Origin of the sequence: Pseudomonas azotoformans, from assembly GCF_001579805.1 — a bacterium.
GTDB classification, from domain to species: Bacteria; Pseudomonadota; Gammaproteobacteria; order Pseudomonadales; family Pseudomonadaceae; genus Aquipseudomonas; species Aquipseudomonas azotoformans_A.
On record NZ_CP014546.1, the window covers coordinates 6,293,184 to 6,319,676 of the forward strand.

Annotated in this window: 25 protein-coding genes; 6 read left to right on the top strand and 19 right to left on the bottom strand. The window is 59.4% G+C overall.

The window, feature by feature from the left end; translation table 11 throughout:
• Nucleotides 1-2: 2 nt before the first annotated feature.
• The 18 genes from fliE to AYR47_RS28985 all read right to left on the bottom strand — a co-directional run bounded on the left by fliE (nt 3) and on the right by AYR47_RS28985 (nt 20,598).
• Entirely contained in the window at nt 3-332 is a 330-nt protein-coding gene (gene fliE, locus AYR47_RS28900) for a flagellar hook-basal body complex protein FliE (protein WP_015885194.1), read from the bottom strand.
• Between the two features lie 132 nt (nt 333-464).
• Entirely contained in the window at nt 465-1,841 is a 1,377-nt protein-coding gene (locus AYR47_RS28905) for a sigma-54-dependent transcriptional regulator (protein ID WP_061449188.1), read from the bottom strand.
• 2 nt (nt 1,842-1,843) lie between these two features.
• Nucleotides 1,844-3,055: a sensor histidine kinase gene (locus AYR47_RS28910; protein WP_061449498.1), complete on the bottom strand. Its 1,212-nt coding sequence runs from the start codon at nt 3,053-3,055 to the stop codon at nt 1,844-1,846.
• Between the two features lie 111 nt (nt 3,056-3,166).
• On the bottom strand, nt 3,167-4,642 hold the full coding sequence (locus tag AYR47_RS28915; RefSeq protein ID WP_033900748.1) for a sigma-54 dependent transcriptional regulator: 1,476 nt from the start codon (nt 4,640-4,642) through the stop codon (nt 3,167-3,169).
• 168 nt (nt 4,643-4,810) lie between these two features.
• A complete protein-coding gene (gene fliT, locus AYR47_RS28920; protein ID WP_028617332.1) occupies nt 4,811-5,107 on the bottom strand; it encodes a flagellar protein FliT in 297 nt (98 codons plus the stop codon).
• 25 nt (nt 5,108-5,132) lie between these two features.
• A complete protein-coding gene (gene fliS, locus AYR47_RS28925) occupies nt 5,133-5,537 on the bottom strand; it encodes a flagellar export chaperone FliS (protein WP_033900747.1) in 405 nt (134 codons plus the stop codon).
• A 113-nt stretch (nt 5,538-5,650) separates the two neighbouring features.
• Nucleotides 5,651-7,042 (bottom strand): flagellar filament capping protein FliD, encoded by a 1,392-nt coding sequence (gene fliD, locus AYR47_RS28930; protein WP_033900746.1) that lies wholly within the window; start codon nt 7,040-7,042, stop codon nt 5,651-5,653.
• Nucleotides 7,043-7,122: 80 nt separating this feature from the next.
• On the bottom strand, nt 7,123-7,476 hold the full coding sequence (locus AYR47_RS28935; RefSeq protein ID WP_033900745.1) for a flagellar protein FlaG: 354 nt from the start codon (nt 7,474-7,476) through the stop codon (nt 7,123-7,125).
• A gap of 75 nt (nt 7,477-7,551) precedes the next feature.
• Nucleotides 7,552-8,952, bottom strand: a complete 1,401-nt coding sequence (locus tag AYR47_RS28940) for a flagellin N-terminal helical domain-containing protein (RefSeq protein ID WP_033900743.1) — start codon at nt 8,950-8,952, stop codon at nt 7,552-7,554.
• A gap of 264 nt (nt 8,953-9,216) precedes the next feature.
• Nucleotides 9,217-10,146, bottom strand: a complete 930-nt coding sequence (locus AYR47_RS28945; RefSeq protein WP_033900741.1) for a ketoacyl-ACP synthase III — start codon at nt 10,144-10,146, stop codon at nt 9,217-9,219.
• A gap of 275 nt (nt 10,147-10,421) precedes the next feature.
• A complete protein-coding gene (locus AYR47_RS28950; RefSeq protein ID WP_033900740.1) occupies nt 10,422-12,035 on the bottom strand; it encodes a flagellar hook-associated protein 3 in 1,614 nt (537 codons plus the stop codon).
• Nucleotides 12,036-12,049: 14 nt separating this feature from the next.
• The gene (gene flgK / locus AYR47_RS28955; RefSeq protein ID WP_033900739.1) at nt 12,050-14,104 is read right to left on the bottom strand and encodes a flagellar hook-associated protein FlgK; all 2,055 of its coding nucleotides are present in this window, start codon (nt 14,102-14,104) and stop codon (nt 12,050-12,052) included.
• 10 nt (nt 14,105-14,114) lie between these two features.
• On the bottom strand, nt 14,115-15,386 hold the full coding sequence (gene flgJ, locus AYR47_RS28960) for a flagellar assembly peptidoglycan hydrolase FlgJ (protein WP_061449189.1): 1,272 nt from the start codon (nt 15,384-15,386) through the stop codon (nt 14,115-14,117).
• A 4-nt stretch (nt 15,387-15,390) separates the two neighbouring features.
• Nucleotides 15,391-16,479: a flagellar basal body P-ring protein FlgI gene (locus tag AYR47_RS28965; RefSeq protein WP_033901075.1), complete on the bottom strand. Its 1,089-nt coding sequence runs from the start codon at nt 16,477-16,479 to the stop codon at nt 15,391-15,393.
• A 27-nt stretch (nt 16,480-16,506) separates the two neighbouring features.
• The gene (gene flgH / locus AYR47_RS28970; RefSeq protein ID WP_033900737.1) at nt 16,507-17,202 is read right to left on the bottom strand and encodes a flagellar basal body L-ring protein FlgH; all 696 of its coding nucleotides are present in this window, start codon (nt 17,200-17,202) and stop codon (nt 16,507-16,509) included.
• A gap of 53 nt (nt 17,203-17,255) precedes the next feature.
• Nucleotides 17,256-18,041 carry a flagellar basal-body rod protein FlgG gene (flgG, locus tag AYR47_RS28975; protein ID WP_005790105.1) on the bottom strand — a complete coding sequence of 262 codons (786 nt, stop codon included), beginning with the start codon at nt 18,039-18,041 and terminating at the stop codon, nt 17,256-17,258.
• A gap of 62 nt (nt 18,042-18,103) precedes the next feature.
• On the bottom strand, nt 18,104-18,844 hold the full coding sequence (locus tag AYR47_RS28980; RefSeq protein ID WP_038847726.1) for a flagellar basal body rod protein FlgF: 741 nt from the start codon (nt 18,842-18,844) through the stop codon (nt 18,104-18,106).
• A 191-nt stretch (nt 18,845-19,035) separates the two neighbouring features.
• Complete coding sequence (locus AYR47_RS28985; protein WP_033900735.1) at nt 19,036-20,598, bottom strand: sigma-54-dependent phenylalanine hydroxylase transcriptional regulator PhhR; 1,563 nt, start codon at nt 20,596-20,598, stop codon at nt 19,036-19,038.
• 257 nt (nt 20,599-20,855) lie between these two features.
• Here AYR47_RS28985 and phhA point away from each other — a divergent pair, with 257 nt between their 5' ends.
• The 3 genes from phhA (at nt 20,856) to AYR47_RS29000 (ending at nt 23,294) form a co-directional block, all read left to right on the top strand.
• Complete coding sequence (gene phhA / locus AYR47_RS28990) at nt 20,856-21,647, top strand: phenylalanine 4-monooxygenase (protein WP_061449190.1); 792 nt, start codon at nt 20,856-20,858, stop codon at nt 21,645-21,647.
• A 97-nt stretch (nt 21,648-21,744) separates the two neighbouring features.
• Complete coding sequence (locus AYR47_RS28995; RefSeq protein ID WP_061449191.1) at nt 21,745-22,101, top strand: 4a-hydroxytetrahydrobiopterin dehydratase; 357 nt, start codon at nt 21,745-21,747, stop codon at nt 22,099-22,101.
• Entirely contained in the window at nt 22,101-23,294 is a 1,194-nt protein-coding gene (locus AYR47_RS29000) for an amino acid aminotransferase (RefSeq protein ID WP_061449192.1), read from the top strand. The genes AYR47_RS28995 and AYR47_RS29000 overlap by 1 nt, the downstream gene beginning before the upstream one ends.
• Before the next feature lie 81 nt (nt 23,295-23,375).
• On the opposite strand, the gene AYR47_RS29005 is transcribed toward AYR47_RS29000, so the two are convergent.
• Entirely contained in the window at nt 23,376-24,185 is an 810-nt protein-coding gene (locus tag AYR47_RS29005; RefSeq protein ID WP_061449193.1) for a UDP-2,3-diacylglucosamine diphosphatase, read from the bottom strand.
• 137 nt (nt 24,186-24,322) lie between these two features.
• Between AYR47_RS29005 and AYR47_RS29010 the strand changes: the two genes are divergently transcribed.
• The 3 genes from AYR47_RS29010 (at nt 24,323) to AYR47_RS29020 (ending at nt 26,468) form a co-directional block, all read left to right on the top strand.
• Nucleotides 24,323-25,072 carry an AraC family transcriptional regulator gene (locus AYR47_RS29010; RefSeq protein ID WP_033900730.1) on the top strand — a complete coding sequence of 250 codons (750 nt, stop codon included), beginning with the start codon at nt 24,323-24,325 and terminating at the stop codon, nt 25,070-25,072.
• Nucleotides 25,073-25,170: 98 nt separating this feature from the next.
• Nucleotides 25,171-26,055 (top strand): DMT family transporter, encoded by an 885-nt coding sequence (locus tag AYR47_RS29015; RefSeq protein WP_033900729.1) that lies wholly within the window; start codon nt 25,171-25,173, stop codon nt 26,053-26,055.
• A 131-nt stretch (nt 26,056-26,186) separates the two neighbouring features.
• Entirely contained in the window at nt 26,187-26,468 is a 282-nt protein-coding gene (locus AYR47_RS29020; RefSeq protein WP_061449194.1) for a hypothetical protein, read from the top strand.
• Nucleotides 26,469-26,493 lie beyond the last annotated feature (25 nt).

Sequence of the window (26,493 nt, forward strand, 5' to 3'; positions counted from 1 at the left end):
CCTTAAACCGGCATCTGCATGATGTCTTGGTAGGCCTGAACCAGCTTGTTACGCACTTGGGTCAGGGCCTGGAAGGAAACGCTGGCTTTTTGCGAGGCGACCATCACATCGGTGAGGTCCACGCCGCTTTTGCCGATTTCAAAGGCGTTGGCCAACTGGCTGGAGGCTTGCTGGGTGTCACTGACTTTGTTGATGGCCTGGCCGAGCATATCGGCGAAGCTGCTTTGGCCCAATTCCGGCGCTGGCGCGACGGATTTCGGTTGAGCCATGGCATCCATTTGCATGGAGCGCATATCCAACATCAACCGATTGAACTCAATACCCTGGCTCATGAACTTCTCTCTCCGACAACCCGCATGTTTTTTGACGCTACGCCGCAATTACTAGGGGAGGTAGCAACAAGGGTGCCAGCTCTGTACCAACTCGTAAGAAAAGGCGACAAACCTTGTCGACCTTGTTACCGGTTATGTGGCGAATAGATACGCTTCCACATCCATCCCGGCATCACGCATCTGCGCCAGCTTGTAGCGCAAGGTGCGCGGGCTGATACCCAGACGTTCGGCAGCCTCTTTGCGACGGCCGCGCTCGGAGCGCAGGGTGTCGATGATCATCTGGAATTCACGGCGACGCAGGTCGTCGCCCAAGGCGCCAGCGGTCTCGGTTTCGACCACCACGGGCGCCGGCGCCAGGGTCGGCAGCGGTGCGACACCACTGCCCATGGCCAGGCAGAAATCCTGGGGCTGGATCAACCCGCCCTGTTGCAGGATCAACGCGCGCTGGATCGCGTTATCCAGTTCACGCACGTTGCCCGGCCATGGATAGGCGATCAGGCAGGCTTGGGCCTCGGCCGACAGGCGCGCCTGGGCATGCTTCATTTTTTTGACGTGGTTGTTCAGCAGGCGCTCGGCCAGCGGAATGATGTCTGCCGGGCGTTCGCGCAACGGGCGCCAGGCCAGCGGGAACACCGAGAGCCGGTAGAACAGGTCTTCACGGAAACGCCCCGCCGCCACTTCGCCCGCCAGGTCACGGTTGGTGGTGGCGACTACACGGATATCCAACTGGATCGGCTTACGCGCGCCGACGCGCTCAACCTCACGCTCCTGCAGCACCCGCAGCAACTTGGCTTGCAGGCCCAGGGGCATTTCCGAAATCTCATCGAGCAGGATGGTGCCGCCGTCGGCCTGTTCGAACTTGCCTGCCTGGGCTGCGATGGCGCCGGTGAACGAACCCTTTTCATGACCGAACAGTGTGGCTTCGAGCATGTTGTCGGGGATCGCCGCGCAATTGATCGCGATAAACGGCTGCTTGGCGCGGGTCGATTGCTGGTGGATGTAACGCGCCAGCACCTCTTTGCCCGTGCCGGACTCGCCGGAAATCAGCACCGTGGAATCGCTGCGCGCCACGCGCGCCGCCAGTTCCAGCAACTGCGCGCTGGCCGGTTCAAAGGCAATCGGACCTTCGCCTTCACTGGCCGAGATCACGCCCAGGGCATGCCGCGCGACCAGTTCGATCAGGGCCTTGGGTTCGAAGGGTTTGACCAGGTAATCCGCCGCGCCCTGGCGCATGGCGTCGACCGCACGCTCGACGGCGCCGTGGGCGGTCATCAGCAGCACCGGCAACTGCGGCTGACGCGCACGCAGCAGACCGAGCAATTGATGACCGTCCATGCCCGGCATATTCACATCACTGACCACCAGGCTGAAGGACTCCTGCTCCACCGCCTCCAAGGCGTCCTCGGCAGAACCGACCGCCCGGTAGTCATGGCCCGCCAACAGCAGCGTGTCAGCCAATGCTTCACGCAGGGCGCGATCGTCTTCCACCAACAGAACCTTGATAGCCATAACTACTCCGCGCTTGCCGCGCTGGAAAACAGCGGCAAGGTCATCAATGCACAGGTGCCACGCCCGACACGGGAATGCAGCTGCAATTCTCCCTGATGGGCACGTGCCACTGCCTTGACCACGGTCAGGCCCAGGCCCGTACCGTTGGTCTTGGTGGTGAAAAACGGCTCGCCCAGGCGCTGCAACACAGCGGGCTCGATACCACTGCCGCTGTCGCTGATGCACAGGCGCAGGTTTTGCCCGCGGTTGTACAGGTGCACCTTGAGCCGCGCGCCGGGGCCGCTGGCCTGGGTGGCGTTTTCGATCAGGTTGAGCAGCGACCCCACCAGCGTGTCGCGGTTGCACAGCAACTCACCGAGATGGCTGTCGCACTGCCAGCGCACCTGGACGTCCTGAATATGGGTGGCAGCCGCCGCTTGCAGGGCCTGCATCAACGCGGACGGCGTGATGCGGTCGGTGAGCGGCAATTCGCCACGGGCAAACACCAGCATGTCGCGCACCTGGTGCTCCAACTCATGCAGACGCTCCTTGAGGCGACCGGCAAACCGTTGATGGGTGGCGGCGGGCAATTGCTCATCAGTCAAATGACTGGCGTAGATCAAGGCAGCCGACAGCGGCGTGCGGATCTGATGCGCCAAAGAAGCGACCATGCGCCCCAGGGAAGACAAACGCTCATGCCGGGCCAACTGGTCTTGCAGGTGACGGGTTTCAGTCAGGTCGTTGAGCAGCACCAGCTGACCCGGCTCCGCGTCCAGGGAACGGGTGGCGATGGACAAGCGGCGGCCGTCTTTCAGGGAAATTTCGTGACCGTCATCTTCACGCGGCGCAAAGCAGCGGGTGATGACATGCCGCCACAGCTCGCCTTCCAGCGGCAGGCCCAGCATGTCGCAGGCAGCCGGGTTGGCTTCGCGCACACGGCCTTCTTCGTCGATGACGATCACACCGCCGGGCAGCAGTGACAGCAGGTTTTGCAGACGGTTGGCCAGGCGCTCTTTCTCGGCCAGCTCTTCCATGCGCTGTGCGCTGACCACCGCCAACTCGCCTTTAAGCTCGGACACCCGGGCTTCAAGCAGGCTGTAGGAATCGGTCAATTGGCTGGACATCTGGTTGAACAGCGAAAAGGCCTGTTCCAGGCCCTGACGACTTTGCTGTTCGACAGAAGGAACCAGCCCCGCAATGGCAGGACTGGAAGAATGTTGGGCGGCGTGGGGCATCATGCTCTCTCGCTTGGCTGACCGTCAGTTAAACGGAACGTTGCGAGGGCTGTAGCAATACTTGTGCCGAAAAAAAAGCCGCTGATAAATCAGCGGCTTGAAAAACAGGCGTCAATCATCCGCCTGTTCATCACCTTCTTTGCGGCTCATACCGTACTTGCGCATCTTCTCCACCAGGGTGGTTCGGCGAATGCGCAGGCGCTCGGCGGCACGGGCGACGATGCCGTTGGCGTCGTCCAGGGCCTGTTGGATCAGGCCTTGTTCCAGGTTGCCGAGGTAGTCCTTCAAGTCCAGGCCTTCGGGCGGCAGCATGGCAGTGGAACCGAAGTCCGGGGTATGGCCGTTGATGGCTACCCGTTCTTCCATATCGCTGCGCAGGCTGTCGACCAGCTGCTCGTCTTCGTCGTCGACGTAGCGGAACTTCTTCGGCAACTCGACCACGCCGATCACGCCGTAGGGGTGCATGATCGCCATGCGCTCCACCAGGTTGGCCAGCTCGCGGACGTTGCCCGGCCAGCCGTGGCGGCACAGGGACATGATCGCGGCAGAGTTGAAACGGATAGAGCCGCGCTTTTCGTGCTCCATGCGCGAGATCAGCTCGTTCATCAGCAGCGGGATGTCTTCCACGCGCTCGCGCAGCGGGGCCATCTCGATCGGGAATACGTTGAGGCGGTAGTACAGGTCTTCGCGGAAGCTGCCGACCTCGATCATGCTTTCGAGGTTCTTGTGGGTGGCCGCGATGATGCGCACGTCGACGCTCTGGGTCTTGTTGCTGCCCACGCGCTCGAAGGTGCGTTCCTGCAGTACACGCAGCAGCTTGACCTGCATCGGCAGCGGCATGTCGCCGATTTCGTCAAGGAACAGCGTGCCACCGTTGGCCAACTCGAAACGCCCGGCACGGCTGGTGATCGCACCGGTAAAGGCGCCCTTCTCGTGGCCGAACAGTTCGCTTTCAAGCAGCTCTGCCGGGATCGCCCCGCAGTTGACCGGCACAAATGGCCCGTCGCGGCGCTTGGAGTGATAGTGCAGGTTGCGCGCGACCACTTCCTTGCCGGTGCCGGACTCGCCGAGGATCAGCACGCTGGCGTCGGTGTCGGCCACCTGCTGCATCATCTGGCGCACGTGCTGGATGGCACGGCTGGTGCCGACCAGACTGCGGAACAAGTTGGGTTCGCGATGGCGACCGCGCTCGCGGGCCTGGTCGTACATCTCACGATAGACCTGGGCACGGTGCAGGGAGTCGAGCAATTTGCTGTAGCTGGGGGGCATTTCCAGGGTGGAAAGCACCCGGCGGCGCTGGTCTTCGGGCAGGTCGACGGAAGAAATATCGCCCATTAGCAACACGGGAAGGAACTCATCCCAGGTTGACAGTGTCTTTAACAAGCCCAAAACAGCGCCAGGAGCGTTTACCGTCCCGATCAGCACACAAATGACTTCACGGCTCGATGACAATGAGCTGACCGCCTGCTGCCAATCATGGCTGCCGCAGGGCAGATTTTCTTCGCCAAGAAAATTCAAAATCACCGCTAAATCGCGGCGGCGGACGCTATCGTCATCAATCAGCAGAATTTTGGTTTCACGCCACATGCAATAGCAACTTCCCTAGTTAACTCAAATGCCCTCGAGTCGGGGCAATCTAGATAGCTGTAGGCTTTTTCTGCCTGCAGCCGTCTGAATTCTGAAAACAGCACTAGTTAAGTCAAAAAATCGCGCGCAGTCAAATTTATGACGCGCGTTCGGATTAACTGAGCCAGTTCAGCCGAACAGATGGTAAACCTTTGACGCATTTTTCGCTTGGTTGATCTGCGACATCTCTTCGAAAATCGCCTGGCGTTCTCCAGTCGTCACCTCAAGCAACTGCTGATAAACCGCCAGCAGGCTTTCAAGCTTTTCGCGCAACGCATCCTCATCGACCGGCGCTTCACTGAGCACCTGCTCGATGACGTCGCGACAGCCCATGTCCAGTTCGCCGATGGCGTCCCAGTTACGGTCCGCCAGCGCGCCCATCAGCGCCTCACGGGTTTCATCAATGCGTTGCAATGCTTGACTCATGACGTGTTCCTCAAGGCCAATGGCCTTATTGTGCGGCGCCTTGCGGTGCCGCAATGGCATCCCAGCCTTCTTTTACGGTAATCAGCAAACGGGCGACTTCGTCGATCATGTCAGCATCGTTGTGCAGATTTGCTTCCATCAAGCGGTTGGTCATGTACGCGTACAGACTTTCCAGTTGCTGGACATAGGCTGGGTTTTCGCTTTTTTCGGCATCCAGTCCGTCGCGCAAGCCAATAATAATGTCCACAGCTTTGCCAAGCATCAGGCCCTTCTGCGCAACATCTCCACGAGCCAATGCACCTTTAGCCTGCGCCATGCGGTCAAGGCCGCCTTCCATCAGCATTTGCACCAGGCGATGCGGACTAGCCTCAGAGATCTGGGCATGGGAATTGACCTTCTGGTATTGGCGAAGGGCTCTCATGGGATTCATGTATCTACCTCGTGACAGGCATATCGAAAAAGTTTTCTGTTACCAATATGTCGTCCGGAGCATAAAAAGCTTTAGGTGGCTCTCTAAGCGATGCTAATGACTCCGGAACAATATCAATTGTTCTTCTGATTGTTCAAAGCGTTGAGCGTCCCAAGGATGTTGTTACTTTGCTGGCGAATTTGCGCAACCAGGGTGTCCATGGCGTTGTACTTGTCCTGCAGACTCTTTTGCAAAGCAGTCATCCGCTCATCCAAAGCCGACTGCTGGGTCACCAAGTCTTTCAGACTGTCGGACAAGCTCGTCGAACGCGTAGCAAGAATACCCGTTGCAGGCTTGGCGTAATCATCGGTTGCCGTCTTCAGGCGAGCGAGCAGGCCGGTCTTGCCAGTGAAGATACTGTTGATATCGGCTGCGTTATTAACCATGGCAGCGTCCCACTTTTTGTCATCCATCACCAACTGGCCAGTGGTCGAGTTGGTACTGATGCCAAATTGAGCCAGGGACTTCAGCGCCCCAGTCCCGCCCAGCGAATTGAATTCATTGCGCAGCGCTGTCTGCAGGGTACGCATCGTCGAATCGCCGGTGAGTGTTGACGCCGTGGTTGTGCCATCCGGGTTTTTCGTAACCTTAGTCTCTGCCGTCATCGCCGTCAGCAAGGCATTGTAGGTGTCGACAAACCCTTTGACCCCAGATTTGAGTGTCGCAGTGTTAGTGCTCACCGTGATCAGCGTGGCAATAGGTTTGCTTGTATCACCGGTTGTCGGGAACGGAGACGGCGAGAGCAATTTGATGCTTACACCACTTAACGCATCGGAGATGTCGTTGGTCTTGGACGTCGCTGGAATACCGTCGATGCTGTATTTGGCGTCTTTTGGCGTATCAACCACCGTGGAGCCGACGTCCAGGCCGGAATTACCGGACAATGTCAGGTCCGACCCAACCCCCATGGTGGTGGACGTCAGGATCAGACGCGAGCCACTGGAGTCAGTCAGGACGTTGGCACTCAAGCCTGCCGTCGCGAATTGAGTGTTGATGGAATCACGCACTTGTTGCAGGGTCGCTCCTGGCGGCACACTCACATCGAACTTCTTGCCCGACTGCGTGATCGTCAGCGTTGTCGCCTGATCACTTGCGTTGACGACAGATTGAGGGCCCGCCGCAAACGTCTTGCTTGACAACTTGGAAGCCACTGCCAGGTTATCGACTACCAGCCTGAAACTACCGTTGGAGGCAGTATTACTCGCCTTCATGGTGGCGACCTTTTCATCCGAAGATGAACCGGTAAGACCAGTAAAGCTGGCACTATTGGTCATTGTGTCTAGAGCGCCGCGGAAAGCATCCAGAGCAGCCTGAATTTTGCCGATCGAAGACAGCGTGGTGGTCGCTTTCTGCGTTTGGGTATTGATCTGAGTCTGCTTGGGCGCTCTCTCGGAGTCCACCAAGGACTTCACAATCGCTTGCGTATCGATATTCGAACCAATACCGCTAACCGTTGAACCCGCCATCATCTTTCTCCTAATCGGTGGCTGCCGTTTTCTTGACTAACAACACTTCAAGCATCGACAGCAACAAGTTTCATGCCAGCTCAGGCTTTGTCATCAAACAACACATGGCTTGCACTGGATAGGCTCTGAGCCAGTTTCAATGCTGTTTCCGAGGGGATCTGGCGGATCACTTCACCGCTTTCAGTGGCAATGACCTTGACCACAACCCGATGGGTGGAATCATCAATGGTAAAATCCAGTTTACGCTGGGCCGCTTGTACGAATTCGCGTATGTCGGTCACCGCTTTTTCCAGATCGGCTCGCTCAGGCTCGCCTCCAGATGGTGCTACCGCCTCTACTTTTGCCTTCTCTTTGTCAGCAGCAATGACAGGTGTCACTGCACTCTGAGGTGCAACCGGTGGATAAGACTGGTTCAACTTCACACTCATGTCCATGTCCAATCTCCTCTACAACTGAAAAGACGAAAGGGCACGTAAACGCGCCCTTCCGTCAGTTACCAAGCGCGCTGGTTACTGAAGCAGTTTCAGTACAGCGGATGGCAGTTGGTTAGCCTGCGACAGGATCGCAGTGGAAGCCGACTGCAGGGTTTGTTGCTTGGTCAGTTCGGCGGTTTCAGCAGCGAAGTCGACGTCCTGAACGGTGGAACGTGCAGCGGTGGAGTTCTTCTGAATGTTCTGCAGGTTATCTACAGTAGTGGTCAGACGGTTCTGGGTAGCACCCAGACCGGAACGCACGCCGTCGATGGTGCCGATGGCTTTGTCGATAACAGCCAGGGCATTCTGAGCACTGGTAGAGCTAGTGACGTCAGTCTGAGCAACGCTGGTTTTGGTCGATGCGGTAACGGCACCGAACACACCAGCAGCGCTTGTACCGGTCAGCGAGTAGCCGCTGGCCGAATCCAGGTTGACAGCACCGGTAGCGATCACGGCGTTGGCAACAGCCACGTCGGCACCGAACTTGCCCGAACCATCTTTGGTAGCGACGGTCACCGAGCCACCAGCAGTCACACCGCTGAACGCGATGTTCTCACCCGAGTCGGATTTTACAGTCAGTACATCTTTGGACTGATCGTAGCTAACACTGATGCCCAGTTTCGCAGCGTTGGACTTCAGTTGGTCAGCCAGGTTGGCGTTGCTGGTAACACCGATGAAGTCGACCTTCTGGCCACCCACATCCATGGTGAAAGTAGCAGGAGTAGCAGTAGCAGTAGCCTTGTCGACCTTGAACTGAGCTTCAGTGCTGGCAGTAGCGGTCAGGCCACCGATCGCGCCGTTCATGCCTTTGGCGATGTCTTTAGCCGAAGCGTTGGCAGCAACGTCAACGTCTGCGGTTTGACCGTTACCAGTCACGGTGATTTTGCCAGCTACAGCCAGGATGGTACCGGACTTGATTTGCTGCGAACCGATGTTGTTCGCTGCAACGTTGTCCAGGCTCAGGTTGATGGTTTCGTTAGCGTTGGCGCCAACCTGAATAGCTTTGGTACCGTACGAACCGTCCAGCAGCTTCTGGCCACCGAAAGTAGTGGTTTGCGAGATACGGGTCAGTTCCGAAGTCAGAGCCTGGTATTCGTCGTTGTTCGACTTACGGTCGTCAGCGCTCAGGGAACCGGTAGCGGAAGACAGAGCCAGGGTACGCATTTTTTGCAGGATGTCGGTCGAAGCCTGCATCGCGCCTTCAGCGGTCTGAGCGATGGAGATACCATCGTTGGCGTTTTTAACTGCTTGACCCAGACCGTTGATTTGGCTGGTCAGGCGGTTGGAGATCTGCAGGCCGGCAGCATCATCTTTGGCGCTGTTGATACGCAGACCGGAAGACAGGCGCTGCATGGAAGTGGCCAGGGAGCCGCCAGCTTTGTTCAGGTTGCCCTGAGTAGTGATCGAAGCAATGTTGGTGTTTACTGTTAAAGCCATGACGAAATCCTCGTTGGATGGATACTGCGGCTTCCGGCCCTGGCAACCGCCGGGTGTGGCCTGAGAACCTACGTAATAGTTATCGTCGTGGTGGCCGGTTGCTTGAGGATTTTTTTTGATTTTTTTACTGGCGCCGTGCCACCCCTTGCAATTCAAGGGTTTAGGTGGGTGTGAACCCCCGTTTTCACTGGGTTTTCTGGCGTCAAATAAAAAACGCCGAGAGTCTTTCGACCCTCGGCGTTTTTTATGGAAGCTATCAAGGCATCAAGGGCGATAGAGAATCGCCGAACCCCACGACAGGCCCACACCAAAACCACTGATCGCTACGCGCTTCCAAGAGGCGTCCATCACGTGCTTTTCCAGCAGCAGCGGAATGCTCGACGACACGGTATTACCGGTCTCGACCATGTCCTTGATGAACTTGTCCACGGGTGCATCTTCAAAACGACGCGCCACGGCGTCGACAATCGCCGCACTGCCCTGGTGGATGCAGAACGCGTCAATCTCGTCAGCCTTGAGGTCCGACTCATTGAGCAGCTCATGCAAGTGAGCCGGGACCTTGAGCAAGGCAAAGTTGAAGACCTGGCGGCCATTCATGAAGAACACGCCATCACTGACCTTCAGGTGCGGCGCACCGGAACCGTCGGTGCCGAACTTCGACTTGCCCAGCAACCACGGCGCGTCTTCGCCCATCCAGGTGGCAGTTGCAGCATCGCCAAACAGCATGGTGGTGTTGCGATCTTCCGGGTCGACAATCTTCGAATACGGATCGGCGGTGATCAACAGGCCGTTTTTCAGGCCCGCGGCTTCCATGAAGCCCTTCATCGCGTAGATGCCGTAGACGTAACCGGAACAGCCCAGGGAAATATCGAAGGCCGCCACGTGGGTCGGCAGGCCGAGTTTGTCCTGGACGATGGCCGCTGTGTGCGGCAAGCCCTCTTCATCACCGTTCTGGGTGACGACGATCAGCGCGTCGATCGACTCGCGCTTCAAATCCGGGTTGTTGGCAAACAAAGCGTTGACCGCCTCGACACACAGATCGGAAGTTTCCTGCGCGGCTTCCTTGCGCGGCAGGAACGCCGAACCGATCTTGCCAATGATGAATTCTTCATCCTTGGCGAATTTGGCACCCTGGGCGTAGTTATCGATCCCGTCTGCCGGCACGTAACTGGCGATGCTTTTTATGCCAATCATTGTGGCTTCCCAATACTAAATAGCTGGAGAACACCCCTGGGCCACGCCCGGAGTGCTGACAATAAAGGGGATAACCCCATAAAAATCTCGCTGAAAGCCGCCTCGCAAGGACCCTGTGACGACTTATCCTTTTCACACGATACAGTGAAGATGCGCTTTATGACTCACAGGTCACTCAATTTTGTGTGCTTTGTGCAAAACCTTCAAACAATTAAATCCCAGAAACGACAACGGCCCGCCCTGTTTCCAGAGCGGGCCGCTTGACGTAGTGCCACTTACATCTTGTTGAAGAGGCTCAACTGGGCGATTTTCACAAAAGCCAGCTGCGAGGCTTGGAGCATGGTTTGCTGCAATGCCAGGTTGATCGCTGCTTCGCCCATGTCGATGTTGGCCAGGTCGCTCATGGTGCTCTTGTTGGCCGTGCCAATACTGGTATTTTCCGCAGATTGGATATCCAGTGCGTTCATGCGCGCACCGATGGAGCCGCGCACGTTATCCAGTTGTGTGCGGGAGTTGGCAAGGTTGCTCAAAGAAGCATCCAGAGTGTCCTTGAGCTTGACCTGTGCCGCCGGGTTACCGTCCGCCGGCTCTTCCAGGGCCTGGCGCAATTGGCTGAGGGTGTCCAAGGCACTCTGTGTTTTTTTGGTGCTGGCCCCCACTGCGAACTGATCGCCGGCAGACGGCGTTCCCGGAGGAGTGCCACCACTTATATCAAACGTGATGCCGGCTGCAGTAACGGTGGTCGCCCCTCCGGTGTCACCACTGGCAATCGCCTTGCTGTTGGTTGTGTAGGGCTGGGCATACACTTCATAGGCGGTGGAACTGGTGAATTTGATCACCGCACCGCTATTAGGGAAAGTGCTGGCATAGTCTGCCTGACTACTGACTCGGGCACCTGTCAACTGGACGGTTGAGAGGTTGCTCGGGGTTCGTGAAACACTGAAGGTATCCGGCTTGGTCTCCAGGGTAAAGGCACGATCCTTGACCAACGCATCAGATTCCGCACCAGGCGTGACACCTTTGAGGTTCAAGGAGATATCAAACTTCACACCACGCAGCGCAACAGTGGAACTGCCTTCTTTGGTGGAGTCGAATGTGCCGTTGCCGGGAATTTCAGAGGTGACGTCGTTGCCATCTTTGTCCGACACCTTGTACTGGGTACTGCTGGTAAAGGTCAGCTTGTAGGGTTGGCCATCAGCAAATTTGCGGGTGTAGTCAGTGCCCGAGGTGACCAACCCAGCGGACAACGAAACCTTGTTGTCATTGACCGCTGGCGGAGCCGGCGGGACAGTAGCCGGCTGAATCCACTTGGCTTGCGTACGCCCAGAGTTGACCGCACCTTCCAGGACATTTTTACCGGTGTCACCTGCAGCGACGTTCAGGGTGTCAGACACTTGCAGGCTCAAGGGCGTTTCGTCGCCTTGATAACTGTAAGTACCATCGTTGTTACGAGAATACGGCGGTGTCTGAGTCTTTGACCCGGAAAATATATAGTTGCCAGATGAGTCCTTGCTGTTGAGCAGACCTAATACCTGATCCTCGATGGCACCGACTTCACTGGCAATGGACTTGCGATCGGCGTCACTGATTGAACCGCCCGCACGGAGCGCCAACTCACTGGCGCGCTGCATGGCGTCGTTGATTGCATCAAGCACACTTTGCTCGTTTGTCAGCGAGTTTTTCAAGCTGGTGATGTTGCCATTGAACTGACCCAGCATGTCCTTCTGCTGCTGCAACATCAGCAGGCGCGCCGCTGCAACCGGATCATCCGCAGCAGTTTGCACGCGTACGCCGGAACTCGCCTGATCCTGAGCCTTAACCACACCGGAGTAGTTCTCCGTGTACTTGGCGGAGCTGGTTTCAAAATACTGCTGTGTAGAAATACGCATCGTCCCAGACTCCTTTAAAGGGCATTGATCAGTGTGCTGAAGGTTTCTTGCGCAGCTTTGATGATCTGCGACGACGCGGTGTAGTACTGCTGAAACTTGATCATGTCGCCCGCCTCTTCATCCAGGTTGACCTGGGAGACCGAGTTGCGCGCATTCTTGTTGGCGGTCAGCAGTGCATTGGTCGCGGTGCTGTCCGTACCTGCGGCAGCAGCTTTGGCGCCGACGGTTGATACCAGCTTGCTGTTGGCGCCTATCAGGCTGGTGCCGCCACTGCCATCCGCAGCCGTACCAACAGTCGCCTTGGTCTGCAGGTTGAGCAGTTCCTGAGCATTGCGGTTGTCGGACTTGCCGGAGGCGTTGAAGGAAAAGGTGGTGCTATCACCGCCAGCTGGCGAGCCACCCACTGTAGTGTCGAAGCTGAAACTTTTGGCCGGCGTCACCAGCGCACCGTTGGCATCGCGCATAGGGACGTTGATCGTAATTTTATTGGCCTGTCCGGGGACAATGCTGCCGGTGCCGATCGGATTGCCCTGCGCATCATTGACCGTATACGACTGGGTGCCGTCGGCGGCCGGCTTGCCAAACACCATCTTCACCGGCATCGAATGCTCGATACCAGTACGCAATTGAGCGGAGTTGGCACCACCGTAGATGTCCACGGGCAGGGTCAGGGTCGGCGGCGTGAAGGTACCGGTACCCGAATTGGTCTTGCTGGCTTCACCCAGCAATGGCGCAGCAAACGCGATCTTGCTCGGGTCAGTGAGCACCGTGCCAATGTCCTTGGCACCATTAGCCGTCGGGCTGACTTTGAAGCTGTCACCCGTGGCCATCGGGCCCTTGCCATCGAGTGCCAGAGTAAAGCCATCGATCACTGCCGGTGGGGTGGCGTTGATATTGAACGTACCCATGGCCTTGCCATCGGAACGCACCACGGTGACGTTGTTCGGGTTGGCGCTGTCGCTGAAGGTGACTTTGTAATCGAAGTTGGTCAGCTTGCTGCTGTCCTTGATCGTCACGTTGAGGTTGCCGGAACCCGCACTGTTGCCACTTGACGCCTGGCTGCGCTGGGCAATGGCAGCAGCACTGTTAATGTCCTTGAACAGCGAGGCACCGAACTGGCCGTTGAGGTCCAGGCCTTGGCCTAACTGCTTGTTAACCGTGTCTGCAGTGACAACTGCAATACGGCCTAGGTCATTGATGGCCGGCATCAGCACATCGCTGCGATAACGCAACAGACCACCGATGCTGCCACCGCTGATCACGCCGCCCAGGTCGAGCGACTCGCCACCGCCCACGTTGAGCTGAATGGTGAACTGACTGGTGTCGCTCTTGCTCGGCACAGCGGAAATGGTGTTGGACTGATCGCCCAGTACCAGCGATTGGCCGGAACCGGTGCTGACGCTGAACACGCCGTTCTTTTCAGTGGCAGTCACGCCGACCAATTCATTCAGCGAGCGCACCGCTTCGGCACGCGCATCCAGCAGATTGGCCGGGGCCGAGTTCGACGAGCCCTGCACCTGGGCAATCTGTTTGTTGAGGGACGCAATCGAAGAGGTCAATTTGTTGACCTGATCGCTCATCGACGTCAGCTGACTGTTGATAGTTTCTTTCTGCTGGCCCAACTGGGTCGAAATCGAATTGAAACGATTGCTCAACGTCTGCGCGCTGGTGAGCAAGACCTGGCGGGCCGAGTTATCGCTCGGGTTGGCCGAGGCGGTCTGGACGGCAGCGAAGAACGCGCTGAGTACCGCCGACATACCGGTGGTCTTATCCGACAAGGTTTTGTCGACGGCACTGACCTGATCCAGATAAGCCTTGGCATCGCTGTTGAGCGAGGTGCTGTTCTGGTACGCCGCGTCGAGGAACTCGTTATACACCCGGCGCACATCAGCCAGGGTGGTGCCACTGCCAATGAACACACCACCGAACTGGTTCGCCGCGTTGGCATTCTGGGTAGTCTGCTGCCGTGAGTAGCCAGGCGTGTTGGCGTTGGCAATGTTGTTACTCAAGACCGACAGCGATCCTTGAGAGGCGTTGAGCCCCGACATCCCGATACTGAGCAAACTCATGGTTCAGACCTTATAAATGTGTGGTTGCGCCAGCGGCAGCGTAGTTCTGGTAACTGTCCATCGTTTTGGCGATCTGCGAAATCTTGCTGGCATAGGCCGGGTCGGTTGCGTAACCGGCTTTTTGCAACTCGCGAACAAACTGTTCCGGGTTGTCGGCCGACTTCACAACTTCTTTATAGCGATCATTGCTTTGCAGCAACGTCACCAGGTCGTGGAAGCTGTCCTGGTAAGAGTCGTAGGAACGGAACTGCGCCGTTTCCTTGACCATCGCGCCATCGCGGAACTCACTGGTGATCGCGCGTGCCTGGCCGCCCTGCCAACTCTGGCCGGCCTTGATGCCGAACAGGTTGTGGCTGCTGCTGCCGTCTTCGGCGCGCATCACCGATTTACCCCAACCGGTTTCCAGGGCGGCCTGGGCCACCAGGTACTTCGGATCGACACCAATCCGCGCGGCGGCCGCCTTGGCCATCGGCAACATGGTGGCGACAAATTCATCCTGCGAACTGAAGGCTTTCTTCGCCGGCGCCAACGGTGGCTGGGCCACGGCGCGGCCGTAGACCTGCATGCGCCCGCTCGGCACGGCGAAGGTACGCGCCGCACTGTTGACGACGTTATCGTCAGCGGCGCTGTTGCGCAGTGGCGCGGCCTTGGCTTCGCCGGTCACCTGGGTGCTAGGCACGATGCCAGCCAACAGGCGATCGGTCAGCTTGCTCGGCAAGGCGATGCGCCGCTGGTTCATCAATTCCATGTCATTGCTGTGGGCCGACGGGGCACCCGCCTGTGGCTCAGCCACGCGGTAAGCCCACAGCGGACGCTGGCCGTTGGAGCGGCCCAACGGGCCATCGGCCTGGGTGCCCGCGGCAATTTCTGTCGGCACATCAACTTTCTTCACAGGCTCAGCCGCCGCCGGGCCTTGCAAGGTGGCGGCCTGAGCCTCCACCGGTTTGTTCTTCTGCATCTGGCGCATCAGCACGTCGGCCAAACCGATACCACCGCCTTCGCGGGACATCGAGACCGCCAGTTGCTGGTCATACATTTCCTGGTACTGCTTGGCGGCCGGCGTGTTCATCGGGTTGTCCTTGCCCAACGCCTCGGTGGCCGAACGCATGGACTTGAGCATCTCGCTCAAGAACAACGACTCGAACTCCTGCGCCACTTTGCGCATATTGCCTTCGCTGTTCTTGTCGGCACCGACCTTGAGCTGGTTAAGCCGGTTCAGGTCGGAGTAGGACCCCGAATCCGCCGTGCTGCTGATGCCGCTCTTGCGCATATCCATGGCCATGGCCTCAGATCACGATCAGGTCGGCTTGCAAGGCGCCGGCCTGTTTCAATGCTTCGAGGATCGCCATCAAGTCGCCGGGCGCTGCGCCCACCTGGTTCACCGCGCGGACAATCTCATCCAGGGTGGTGCCGGGGCCGAACTTGAACATCGGCTTGGCTTCTTGCTGGGCATTCACACGCGAACGCGGCACCACCGCCGTCTGGCCGTTGGACAACGGCCCAGGCTGGCTGACGATCGGGTCTTCGGTGATGGTCACGGTCAGGCTGCCGTGGGTCACCGCAGCGGGTGACACCTTAACGTTCTGACCAATCACGATGGTGCCGGTCCGCGAGTTGATGATGACTTTGGCGACAGCCTGGCCTGGGTCCACTTCTAGGTTTTCCAGGATCGACAGGTAGTCGACGCGCTGGCTTGGGTCCAGCGGCGCGGTCACACGGATGGAGCCGCCGTCGATGGCCTGGGCCACACCTGGGCCGAGCATGTCGTTGATCTTGTCGACCACGCGCTTGGCGGTGGTGAAGTCAGAACGGTTGAGGTTCAAGGTCAGGCTGTTGCCTTGGTTGAAGCCGCTTGGCACGGTGCGTTCAACCGTGGCGCCACCTGGGATCCGACCGGCCGACGGCACGTTGACGGTAATCTTCGAACCGTCACGACCTTCGGCGTCAAACCCGCCCACCACCAGGTTGCCCTGGGCGATGGCGTAGACGTTACCGTCGATACCCTTGAGCGGCGTCATCAGCAAGGTGCCGCCGCGCAGGCTCTTCGAGTTACCGATCGACGACACCGTGATGTCCACTACCTGGCCCGGCTTGGAGAACGCCGGCAAGTCAGCACTGATCGACACCGCCGCGACGTTTTTCAGCTGCACGTTGCCCGACCCCGCCGGCACCTTGATACCGAACTGCGAGAGCATGTTGTTGAAGGTCTGCAGGGTGAACGGGGTCTGGGTGGTCTGGTCACCTGTACCGTTGAGCCCCACCACCAGGCCATAGCCGATCAACTGGTTGGAACGCACGCCGGAGATGCTGGCGATGTCCTTCAGGCGTTCGGCCTGGGCGACAGCGCTCAAGGAAAGCAGGAGTGCGGCCGCCATCAGCTGTTTGAGTTTCAAAGTGGCCACCTAGAAAGGGAACAGCGGGCTAAGGAAGAAACGGTCGAACCAGCCCGGCTGGCTCGCGTCAGCAAACGAACCCGTACCCGAGTAGGTAATGCGCGCGTCGGCGATTCGCGTCGACGGCACGGTGTTGTCAGTGGAGATGTCATCGGCGCGGACCATGCCGGCAATGCGCACCAGCTCGTCACCGGTATTAAGGGTCATCCACTTTTCACCGCGTACGGCGATGATGCCGTTGGGCAATACGTCGGCCACGGTCACGGTGATAGAGCCGGTCAGGCTGTTGCCCTGCCCTGCCGCGCTCTTGCCGTTGGTGGCGCGGTCGCCGCTGTAGCCGGCGCTGAGGCTGAGATCACCGTCACCTAGCGGGTTATTGGTGTTGGGCACTGCGCCGAACAACGAGGTCAAACCGATGTTGGCCTTGCTGGTCTTGCCGATCTGAGAGTTGGCGTTCTTGCTCGCCTGGGTACGCTCGTTCAGGGTGATGGTGATGATGTCACCGACCCGGAACGCCTTGCGGTCGCTGTACAGGTTCTGTTCGAAACCGGCCTGGTAGATCGAGCCATTGTTGGCGGCCGCCGGCAACGGCGTGCGTGGCAACACCGGCGCGTAGTACGGGTCATTGGGTTTTGGCGTCGGGGCGACACAGCCCGCGAGCACGGCAATCCCACTCAATGCCAGAACAGAAACATAGCGATTCATGACCCTTACCTCACGGTGTTGCAGGCGCCCTCAAGAGCGCCCCATAGACTTGATTACAGATTCTGCGTTACGAACGAAAGCATCTGGTCGGCGGTGGAGATCACCTTGGAGTTCATCTCGTAGGCGCGCTGGGTGGTGATCATGTTGACCATCTCCTCAACGGTGCTCACGTTGGAGGTTTCCAGGGTGCTTTGCAGCGTGGTGCCGAAACCGTTCAGGCCAGGGGTGCCGATTTGCGGCGCGCCGCTGGAGGCGGTTTCCAGGAACAGGTTGTTGCCCATGGCTTGCAGGCCGGCCGGGTTGATGAAGTCGGCGGTCTGCAGGTTGCCGATTACTTGCGACGCGGGGTTGCCGGCCACGGTGATGGACACGGTGCCGTCGTTGCCGACGGTGAAGGTTTTGGCGTCGGCGGGAACGACCACGGCCGGCTCCAGGGCAAAACCGTTGGCGGTGACGATCTGGCCGTTGGAGTCCAGGTGGAAAGTACCGTCACGGGTGTAGGAAGTGGTGCCATCCGGTTGCAGGATCTGGAAGAAACCACGGCCGTTGATGGCCATGTCCAGCGGCTGGCCGGTCTGTTGCAGGTTACCGGCGCTGAAGTTCTTCTGGGTGCCGACGATCTGCACACCGGTACCCAATTGCAGGCCCGACGGCAGTTCGCTGTCCTGGGTCGACTGGGCGCCTGGCTGCTTCTTGATCTGATAGAGCAAGTCCTGGAACTCGGCACGATCACGCTTGAAACCCGTGGTCGACACGTTGGCCAAGTTGTTGGAAATGGTGGTCAGGTTGGTGTCCTGGGCGGACAGACCGGTTTTGGCAACCCATAGAGCCGGAAGCATGCTGTTCTCCTCTGCGCGCCTGTTTGTTGGCGCTACATCACAAATTAATTAGTGGGCTGCAATCAGCTCATCTGCATGACGCGGGTCATGGCCTGGTCGTCTTCCTTGGCGCTGTTCATCATCTTGATGTGCAGCTCGAACTGCTTGGAAAGCGCCAGCACTGCGGTCATTTCTTCCACCGCATTGACGTTGCTCGCCTGCAGGAAGCCCGAGGTCAGCGTGACCGTCGCGTCAGCCTGGGCCGGCTGGCCATCCTTGGTGTGGATGGTGCCGTCGAGGCCTTTATTCATGTTCTTCAGGTCCGGCTGGACCAGCTTGATGCGGTCCACTTCCGCCATCACGCGCGGGCCTTCACCCATGGCGCGAATGCTGATGGTGCCATCAGCCCCGACTTCGATCTTCTGCTGGGGCGGCACGGCAATCGGGCCACCGTTGCCCATGATCGGCATGCCGTTGCCGGCGCGCAGCACACCCAATGCATCGACGTTCATGCTCGCGCTGCGCACGTAGGCTTCGCTGCCGTCCGGGGTCTGCACGGCCATCCAGCCATTGCCGCTGACGGCAACGTCCAGGTCACGGCCCGTCTCGATCATGGCGCCAGGCGTGAAGTCGGTGGCTGGACGCTCGGTCATGGCAAACGCGCGCGCCGGAAAGCTGTCACCGAACACCGGCATCGAACGCGCCTGCTCCAGGTCACGTTGGAAACCATTGGTGGAAATGTTCGCCAGGTTGTTGGCATGGGCCTTCTGCGCCAGAGCATTCTGGCTGGCGCCGGTCATTGCCACATAAAGGTACTTGTCCACGCTCTTTCCTCTTTCTGACGGACGCTTGCCGCCCACCGCTGTACTGATGAGGCTTAAGCAATTTGCGAACCAACTTTTTAAAAGAGGATGAAGTGCAGGCGGGGCGGGGGTTTGCGGGCGGGCGTCAAGAAATGACGCCCTCTCGATAGTCGAAAAAACGGCGGACTACTGCCGCCTGCGGCAAGCGCAGGTTACTTGTCGGCCTTGATCACTTCGTAATCGCGCAGCTTATTGGCGATGGTGGTATGAGACACCCCCAGGCGCTTGCCCAACTGTCGGCTGCTGGGGTGCTCGGCGTACAAGGCTTCCAACACCGCCTTCTCGAATCGACCAACGATGTCTTCCAGGCCGCCCTCCAGGGAAAAATCGCCAAGGGGCTGACGCACGCCATAATCCGGCAGCCGAATATGTTCGGCCTTGACCGTCCCGCCGTCACACAACGACACCGCCTGGAACAGCACGTTTTCCAACTGCCGTACGTTGCCCGGCCAGTGGTAGTGGCTCAGGCGGTCCATGGCGGCCGGCGCCAGCTTGGGCAACGGGCAGCCGATCTGGCGACTGGCCTGGTCGAGAAAGTGATCAACCAGCGGCGCAAGCCCGTCGAGACATTCACGCAGCGGTGGAATATGCAGGGACAGCACGTTGAGGCGGTGATAGAGGTCTTGGCGGAATTCGCCACGAGCGCACAGCTCGGACAAGTCCACCTGGGTCGCGCAGATCACCCGCACGTCCAGGTACACCTCTTCATCGCTGCCTACGCGACGGAAGCAACCGTCCTGCAAAAAGCGCAGCAATTTCACCTGCAAGCGCGCGCTCATCTCCCCGACGCCATCGAGAAACAATGTACCGCCCGCTGTCAGTTCCAACAGACCGAGCTTGCCTTCGGCCCGTGCACCTTCGAACGCGCCAGGGCCGTAGCCGAAGAGCTCGGTCTCGGCCATCGACTCGGGCAGGCCCGCGCAGTTGAGTGCCATCAACGGCGATTGCCCACGCGGGCTGGCCAAGTGACAGGCGCGCGCCAGCAGTTCCTTGCCGGTGCCGGTTTCGCCTTCTATTAATAGAGGCGCATCCAGCGGCGCCATACGACGGGCTTCGCGCACCACGGCGGCCATGACTTTGGAGCTTTGGAAAATGCTGTCAAAGCCACGCAGCTCCTGCTTGCGCACGTTGTAGATGCGCTCACCGACGCGGTCGGCGCGGTGCAGGGTCAGCACAGCGCCGGCCATGGCCTCGCTGTCGTCATGTTCGGAGGATTGCAGCGGTGCGATGTCCGCCAGGAACACGTCACCCTTGACCTTGACCCGCAGGCCGTTGATCCGCGATTTGCTGGCGCGCACCAGTTCCGGCAAATCGAAGTCCTCGGCATACCGAGACAACGGAATGCCTGGCACCTCATCCACCCGCACCCCGAGCAGCTGTGCCGCCGCGCGGTTGGCGGCGACGATGGAGCCGCCCATGTCGATCGACAGCACCGGAAATTCCAGGGCGCCAAGCAACGCATTGAGCTCCATATGCCGACGCTCGCTGGGCATCAGCCCTACCCTTTTGACGCCGAATACTCCGGCAATCGCCTCGAACTGCGGGCGCAACGCCTGGAACTGCATATTCACTAGGTTCGGGCAAAACAGGTAGATGGCATTCCCATGCTCACCACCCACCTCGCCCTTGGCGACGTTGACGCCGTATTCCACCAGCAGGTTGAGAATGTCCCGCAGGATGCCGATGCGGTTCTGGCAATGCACTTTGATACGCATGAAGAGGCCCGAAAAGTGGGGAGGCGCCGCGTCTTTTTGTCGCTGGGCGCAGATAGTCGTCAAGATTATGTGACAGCTTGTGGGCTTTTCCCAGCCCAAGACAACGGCCACCCTCATAAGCGTAACGAATACTTTACGAAAACCGGTAAGTTTTCCTACGTAAAGGCGTTTTAAACAGATGGAATCTGGCCGCGCACGGGTTATCAATAAGCTCATCGCAGGACATAACAAGAACGAATGCCTAGCAGGAGAGCCGTATGAAGCAGACGCAGTACGTGGCCCGCGAGCCCGATGCGCAAGGTTTTATCCACTACTCGCAGGAAGAACATGCGGTGTGGAACACCCTGATCACTCGCCAGTTGAAAGTGATCGAGGGGCGCGCCTGCCAGGAATACCTGGACGGCATAGACAAGCTCGGCCTGCCCCATGACCGCATTCCGCAACTGGGCGAAATCAACAAAGTGCTGGCCGAGACCACCGGTTGGCAGGTCGCCCGCGTGCCGGCGCTGATCCCCTTCCAGACTTTTTTCGAATTACTCGCCAACAAGCAGTTTCCTGTGGCGACGTTTATCCGCACCCGCGAAGAACTCGACTATCTGCAAGAACCGGATATTTTTCACGAGATCTTCGGCCACTGCCCATTGCTGACCAACCCTTGGTTCGCCGAATTCACCCACACCTACGGCAAGCTCGGCCTGGCGGCCACCAAGGAGCAACGCGTGTACCTGGCGCGCCTGTATTGGATGACCATCGAATTCGGCCTGGTGGACACGCCCGAAGGTCGACGCATCTACGGTGGCGGCATTCTGTCGTCGCCCAAGGAGACGGTGTACAGCCTGTCGTCCGAGCCCGAGCATCAAGTGTTCGACCCGCTGGAGGCGATGCGCACGCCGTATCGCATCGACATCCTGCAACCTTTGTACTTCGTGCTGCCAGACCTCAAGCGCCTGTTCGAAGTCGCGCAGGAGGACATCATGGGCATGGTGGAACGTGGCATGCAGCTGGGTCTGCACGCACCGAAGTTTCCACCCAAGCCCATAGCGGCTTGAACCTTACATCTTGAGGCCAGGTGAGTCTGTTCCCTGGCCGCGCGTTGCTTTAGGGTAACGCTACTGATCTTCATACCTTCGAATTCAGGACACCCTCATGACCACCTTGAACCAAGCCCACTGCGAAGCCTGCCGTGCCGATGCCCCTCAAGTCAGCGACGAAGAACTGCCGATGCTGCTCAAGCAGATCCCCGACTGGAACATCGAAGTCCGCGACGGCGTGATGCAACTGGAAAAGGTTTTCCTGTTCAAGAACTTCAAATTCGCCCTGGCCTTCACCAACGCCATGGGTGACATCTCCGAAGCCGAAGGCCATCACCCTGGCTTGCTCACTGAGTGGGGCAAGGTCACCGTGACCTGGTGGAGCCATTCCATCAAAGGCCTGCACCGCAACGACTTCATCATGGCCGCGCGCACCGACGAAGTGGCCAAGGACGCCGAGGGCCGCAAGTAATGCATTTCGATGCCATTGGCCGCGTGCCCGGCGACCCGATCCTCGGGCTGATGGACCTGTACGCCCAGGACAGCAACCCGAACAAATTCGACCTGGGCGTTGGCGTCTATAAGGATGACCAGGGCCTTACCCCGATTCCGCACTCGGTGAAGCTGGCCGAGCAGCGTCTGGTGGACACGCAAACCACCAAGACCTACATCGGCGGCCACGGCAATGCAGCGTTCGGCAAGCTGATCAGCGAGCTGGTGCTTGGCGCCGATTCGGCGCTGATCCGCGAGCGCTGCGCCGGCGCCACCCAGACACCGGGCGGCACCGGGGCCCTGCGCCTGAGCGCCGACTTTATCGCGCACAACCTGCCCGGTCGCGGCGTCTGGTTGAGCAACCCGACCTGGCCGATCCACGAAACCATCTTTGCCAAGGCCGGGATCCCGGTCAGCCATTACCCCTACGTGGGTGCGGACAATCGCCTGGACGTGGCGGCCATGCTGGCGACCCTGTCCAGGGTACCCAAGGGCGACGTGGTGCTGTTGCATGCCTGCTGCCATAACCCGACCGGTTTCGACCTGTCCCAGGACGACTGGCGCCAGGTGCTGCAGATCGTGCGCGAGCGCCAGTTGCTGCCGCTGATCGACTTTGCTTACCAAGGCTTTGGCGATGGTTTGGAGCAGGACGCCTGGGCCGTGCGGTTGTTTGCAGCCGAGCTGCCGGAAGTGCTGGTCACCAGTTCATGCTCGAAGAACTTCGGCCTGTACAGCGACCGCGTCGGCGCGTTGATCGTGTGTGCGGCGGATGCCGAAAAGCTCACGGATGTGCGCAGCCAGTTGGCCAATACGGCGCGCAACCTGTGGTCGACGCCGCCGGACCATGGTGCTGCGGTAGTGGCGACCATCCTGGGGGATACCGAGCTGAAAAAGCGCTGGAGCGACGAGGTCGAAGCCATGCGCTCACGGATCGCACACCTGCGTTCCGGCTTGGTGGAGGCGTTGGCGCCGCACGGCCTGTCGGAGCGGTTTGCGCATATCGGAGCGCAGCGTGGGATGTTTTCCTATACCGGCTTGAGTGCCGAGCAGGTGAAGCAACTGCGCGAAAAGCACAGCGTGTATATGGTGAGTTCGGGGCGGGCCAACGTGGCGGGCATTGATGCGACACGCCTGACGTTGCTGGCTCAAGCGATCGCCGACGTCTCCAACTGAAGAAACATAGTCAAACTGTGGGAGCTGGCTTGCCTGCGATAGCGGTGTGTCAGCCCCACATTTTTTGACCGTGTGAATCCCTCAACCTGCGACCATCTCTGCTTTCAGCAGTGCCTCTTTCGCCTGCGCATCCGCCAACCGATACAACTCGATGCTCCCATCCCAGTGTTCGATCAACGCCGTGCACGACTCCACCCAATCTCCGCAATTAAGGTAATCCACCTCGCCCACCTTGCGAATCTCCGCATGGTGGATATGCCCGCAGACCACGCCATGCAACTCGCGCTTGGTCACCTCGTGGGCGATAGCTTCTTCAAAATCACTGATGAAGTTCACCGCCGTCTTGACCTTGTGCTTGAGGTACGCCGACAGCGACCAATAGCCATAACCGTAGCGCGCACGCCAGTGGTTCAGCCAGCGGTTCAGCGTGAGGGTGAACTCGTAGGCCGAGTCACCGAGGAACGCCAGCCAGCGGTGGTAACGGGTGATCACGTCGAACTGATCGCCGTGGATCACCAGAAGATGCCGGCCGTCGGCAGTCACGTGGATTGCTTCGTCGACCAGCTGGATATTGCCCAGGATCAGCTTGGAATAGCGACGCAGGAATTCGTCGTGGTTGCCGGTGACGTAGATCACCTCGGTGCCGCGCTTGGCCATGGTCAGCAAGCGGCGGATCACGTTGGTGTGGGCCTGGGGCCAATACATGCCGCCGCGCAGTTTCCAGCCGTCGATGATGTCACCGACCAGGTAGACCTTGTCAGCGTGATAGCCCTTGAGGAACTGCGACAAATGTTCGGCCTGGCAATCCCGGGTGCCCAGGTGCACATCGGAAATCCACAGGGTACGAACCCGTTGCTTGCGGCTGGGCTTGGCGAACTCGGCACTGGTCATGGGCATCCCTCGACGGTGTTTTCGCGAGCTTGCGCCCTGGCGATTAATAGCCCATGACAACTGTGCGTCAGTCTGATGACAGCGCTCACGGCCCGCAAAGCGTTGTAGACTGCCAGCTCGCCGCCCAGGAGACCGCAATGGGACCCACCCTCACCCTACGCCACTACGTCGAAGCGCCCCTCGCCCACAGCCATGACCATGCGCAGTTGGTGTTCGGCCTGTCCGGGCACCTGGACCTGGAAGTGGACGGCCGTGGCAGCCAGGTGCGCGAAAGCAGCGTGATGGTGCTGCCCTTCTCGGCCCACCATGCGTGCGGCAGTCGCGATGGCAGCCGTTGCCTGGTGCTGGATGTGCCGACCGAGCACTGGGTGCTGCAATCGCTGGGCGAGCATGCCGATGCCAGTCGCCGCCTGCTCGACCAGCCCGCGCGGCTGACCCTGGACTCGCGGCAAAGCCAGCTGGTGCAATGGCTGGCACACAGCCCGGTGCATGACCCATTGATCGTGCAGCAAGGCGCGGTGCTGTTGCTGGCCAGCCTCAATCATCCGCTGGCCCCACCGCAGCCGGGCCGACGCCTGCCGTACGCAGCCTTCAATCAACATATCGAGCGACACCTTGCGCATCCGCTGCAGGTGGCTGACCTGGCGCGTATCGCTGACTTGTCAGTGGCGCGCCTGCACGCACGGTTCATGGCGGAATGCGGGCAAACACCGATGGACTACATCCGTAGCCGTCGCCTGCACATGGCCCTGGACCTGTTGCGCAAAACACCGCTGCCTATCGGTGAAATCGCCGATCGCGTCGGTTACGCCTCGCAAAGTGCCTTCGCCGCTGCAATGCTGCGGGAATTTGGCGCCTCGCCGGGTGCTTTACGGCGTAAGCCGTAGGAAGAGTCTCGCGATAAACATCGCGAGCCGGACGACAGACACCGATGCGGGCCACCCACTAGACTGCGGTTCTGTCACACCAAGACTCAAGGATCGCAATGACTCCCCGCTCAGCCCTCGGCGCCCTGCATATCGGCGCACTGATGTTTGGCCTCACCGGCGTATTCGGCAAACTGGCGGCCGCCTCCCCGGCCATCATCGTCTTTGGTCGCGCGGTGTTTGCCGTGGTGGCTCTGGCGGTCTTTGCACGGTTCGCCAGCAGCACCGCCTGGAAAACCCTGGAATTGCGCGACTGGCGCCGGCTGCTGGTCAGCGGCGTATTGTTGGCGGCGCACTGGGTGACCTTCTTTATTGCCGTGAAAGTCGCCGGCGTAGCGGTTGCGACCTTGGGCTTCACCGCATTTCCAGCTTTTACCGTGATCCTCGAGGGGCTGATTTTCCGCGAGCGCATCCGCGCCAACGAAGTGGTCCTGGTCGTGCTGGTCAGCGTCGGCCTGGTGTTGGTTACCCCGGACTTCAACCTTGCCAGCGAAGCCACCGGCGGATTGCTCTGGGGCATCGCCTCGGGGTTGCTGTTTTCCCTGTTGTCACTGAATAACCGCGCCAGCTCCGGACGTATCCCGGCGGTGCAGGCGGCGCTGTGCCAGAACGTGGTGGTCGCCGTGTGCCTGTTGCCCGTGGCGGCGCCCGGTCTGACAGAGGTGCGCGCAATCGACTGGTTGTGGATCGGTTTGCTCGGCGTGTTCTGCACCGGCCTGGCCCATAGCCTGTTTGTTGCCAGCCTCGCGGTGATCAAGGCGCGTACCGCTTCGGTGGTGTTCGCCATGGAGCCGGTCTACGGCATCACCGCGGCTTGGCTGCTGTTTGCCGAAACCCCGACCCTGCGCATGCTCTTGGGCGGTGTGTTGATCATCGTCGCGATCGTGCTGTCAGGGTTGATGGGCGGTGCCAGCCAGGCCAAGCAGCCCGCAACCACGGCCTGATCTATACTTTAAACATCCGCAACAGTCTGCAGTCGTTCAACGGATAACCGACAGCTCGACGACAGCCTGGGTGCGTTCTGAAGTTGCTGCACGCGAGTGGTCACAACTCAACGCGATGCGGGAGCTTTACCATGGAAATGCTCATCAATTTGTTAGTGCAGATCATCAGCGGGGCCGTCGGCGGCAACATTGCCGGTATGACCAAACAGAGCCTCGGGACCGGGCTCAATACACTGATCGGTGGTGTCGGCGGGCTGGTGTTGGGCCAGGTCGTCGCGGCACTCACCGGCACCTCGGGCGGTGAAGCGCTGGATGTGGCGGCGGTTGGCAGCAACATTGTCGGGGGAGGTGTCGGCGGCCTAGTGTTGACGTGGCTGATAGGTTTCATCAAACAAAAGATGGCCGCCAAATAGGACTGCGCTGCAGGGTCACCGCCTT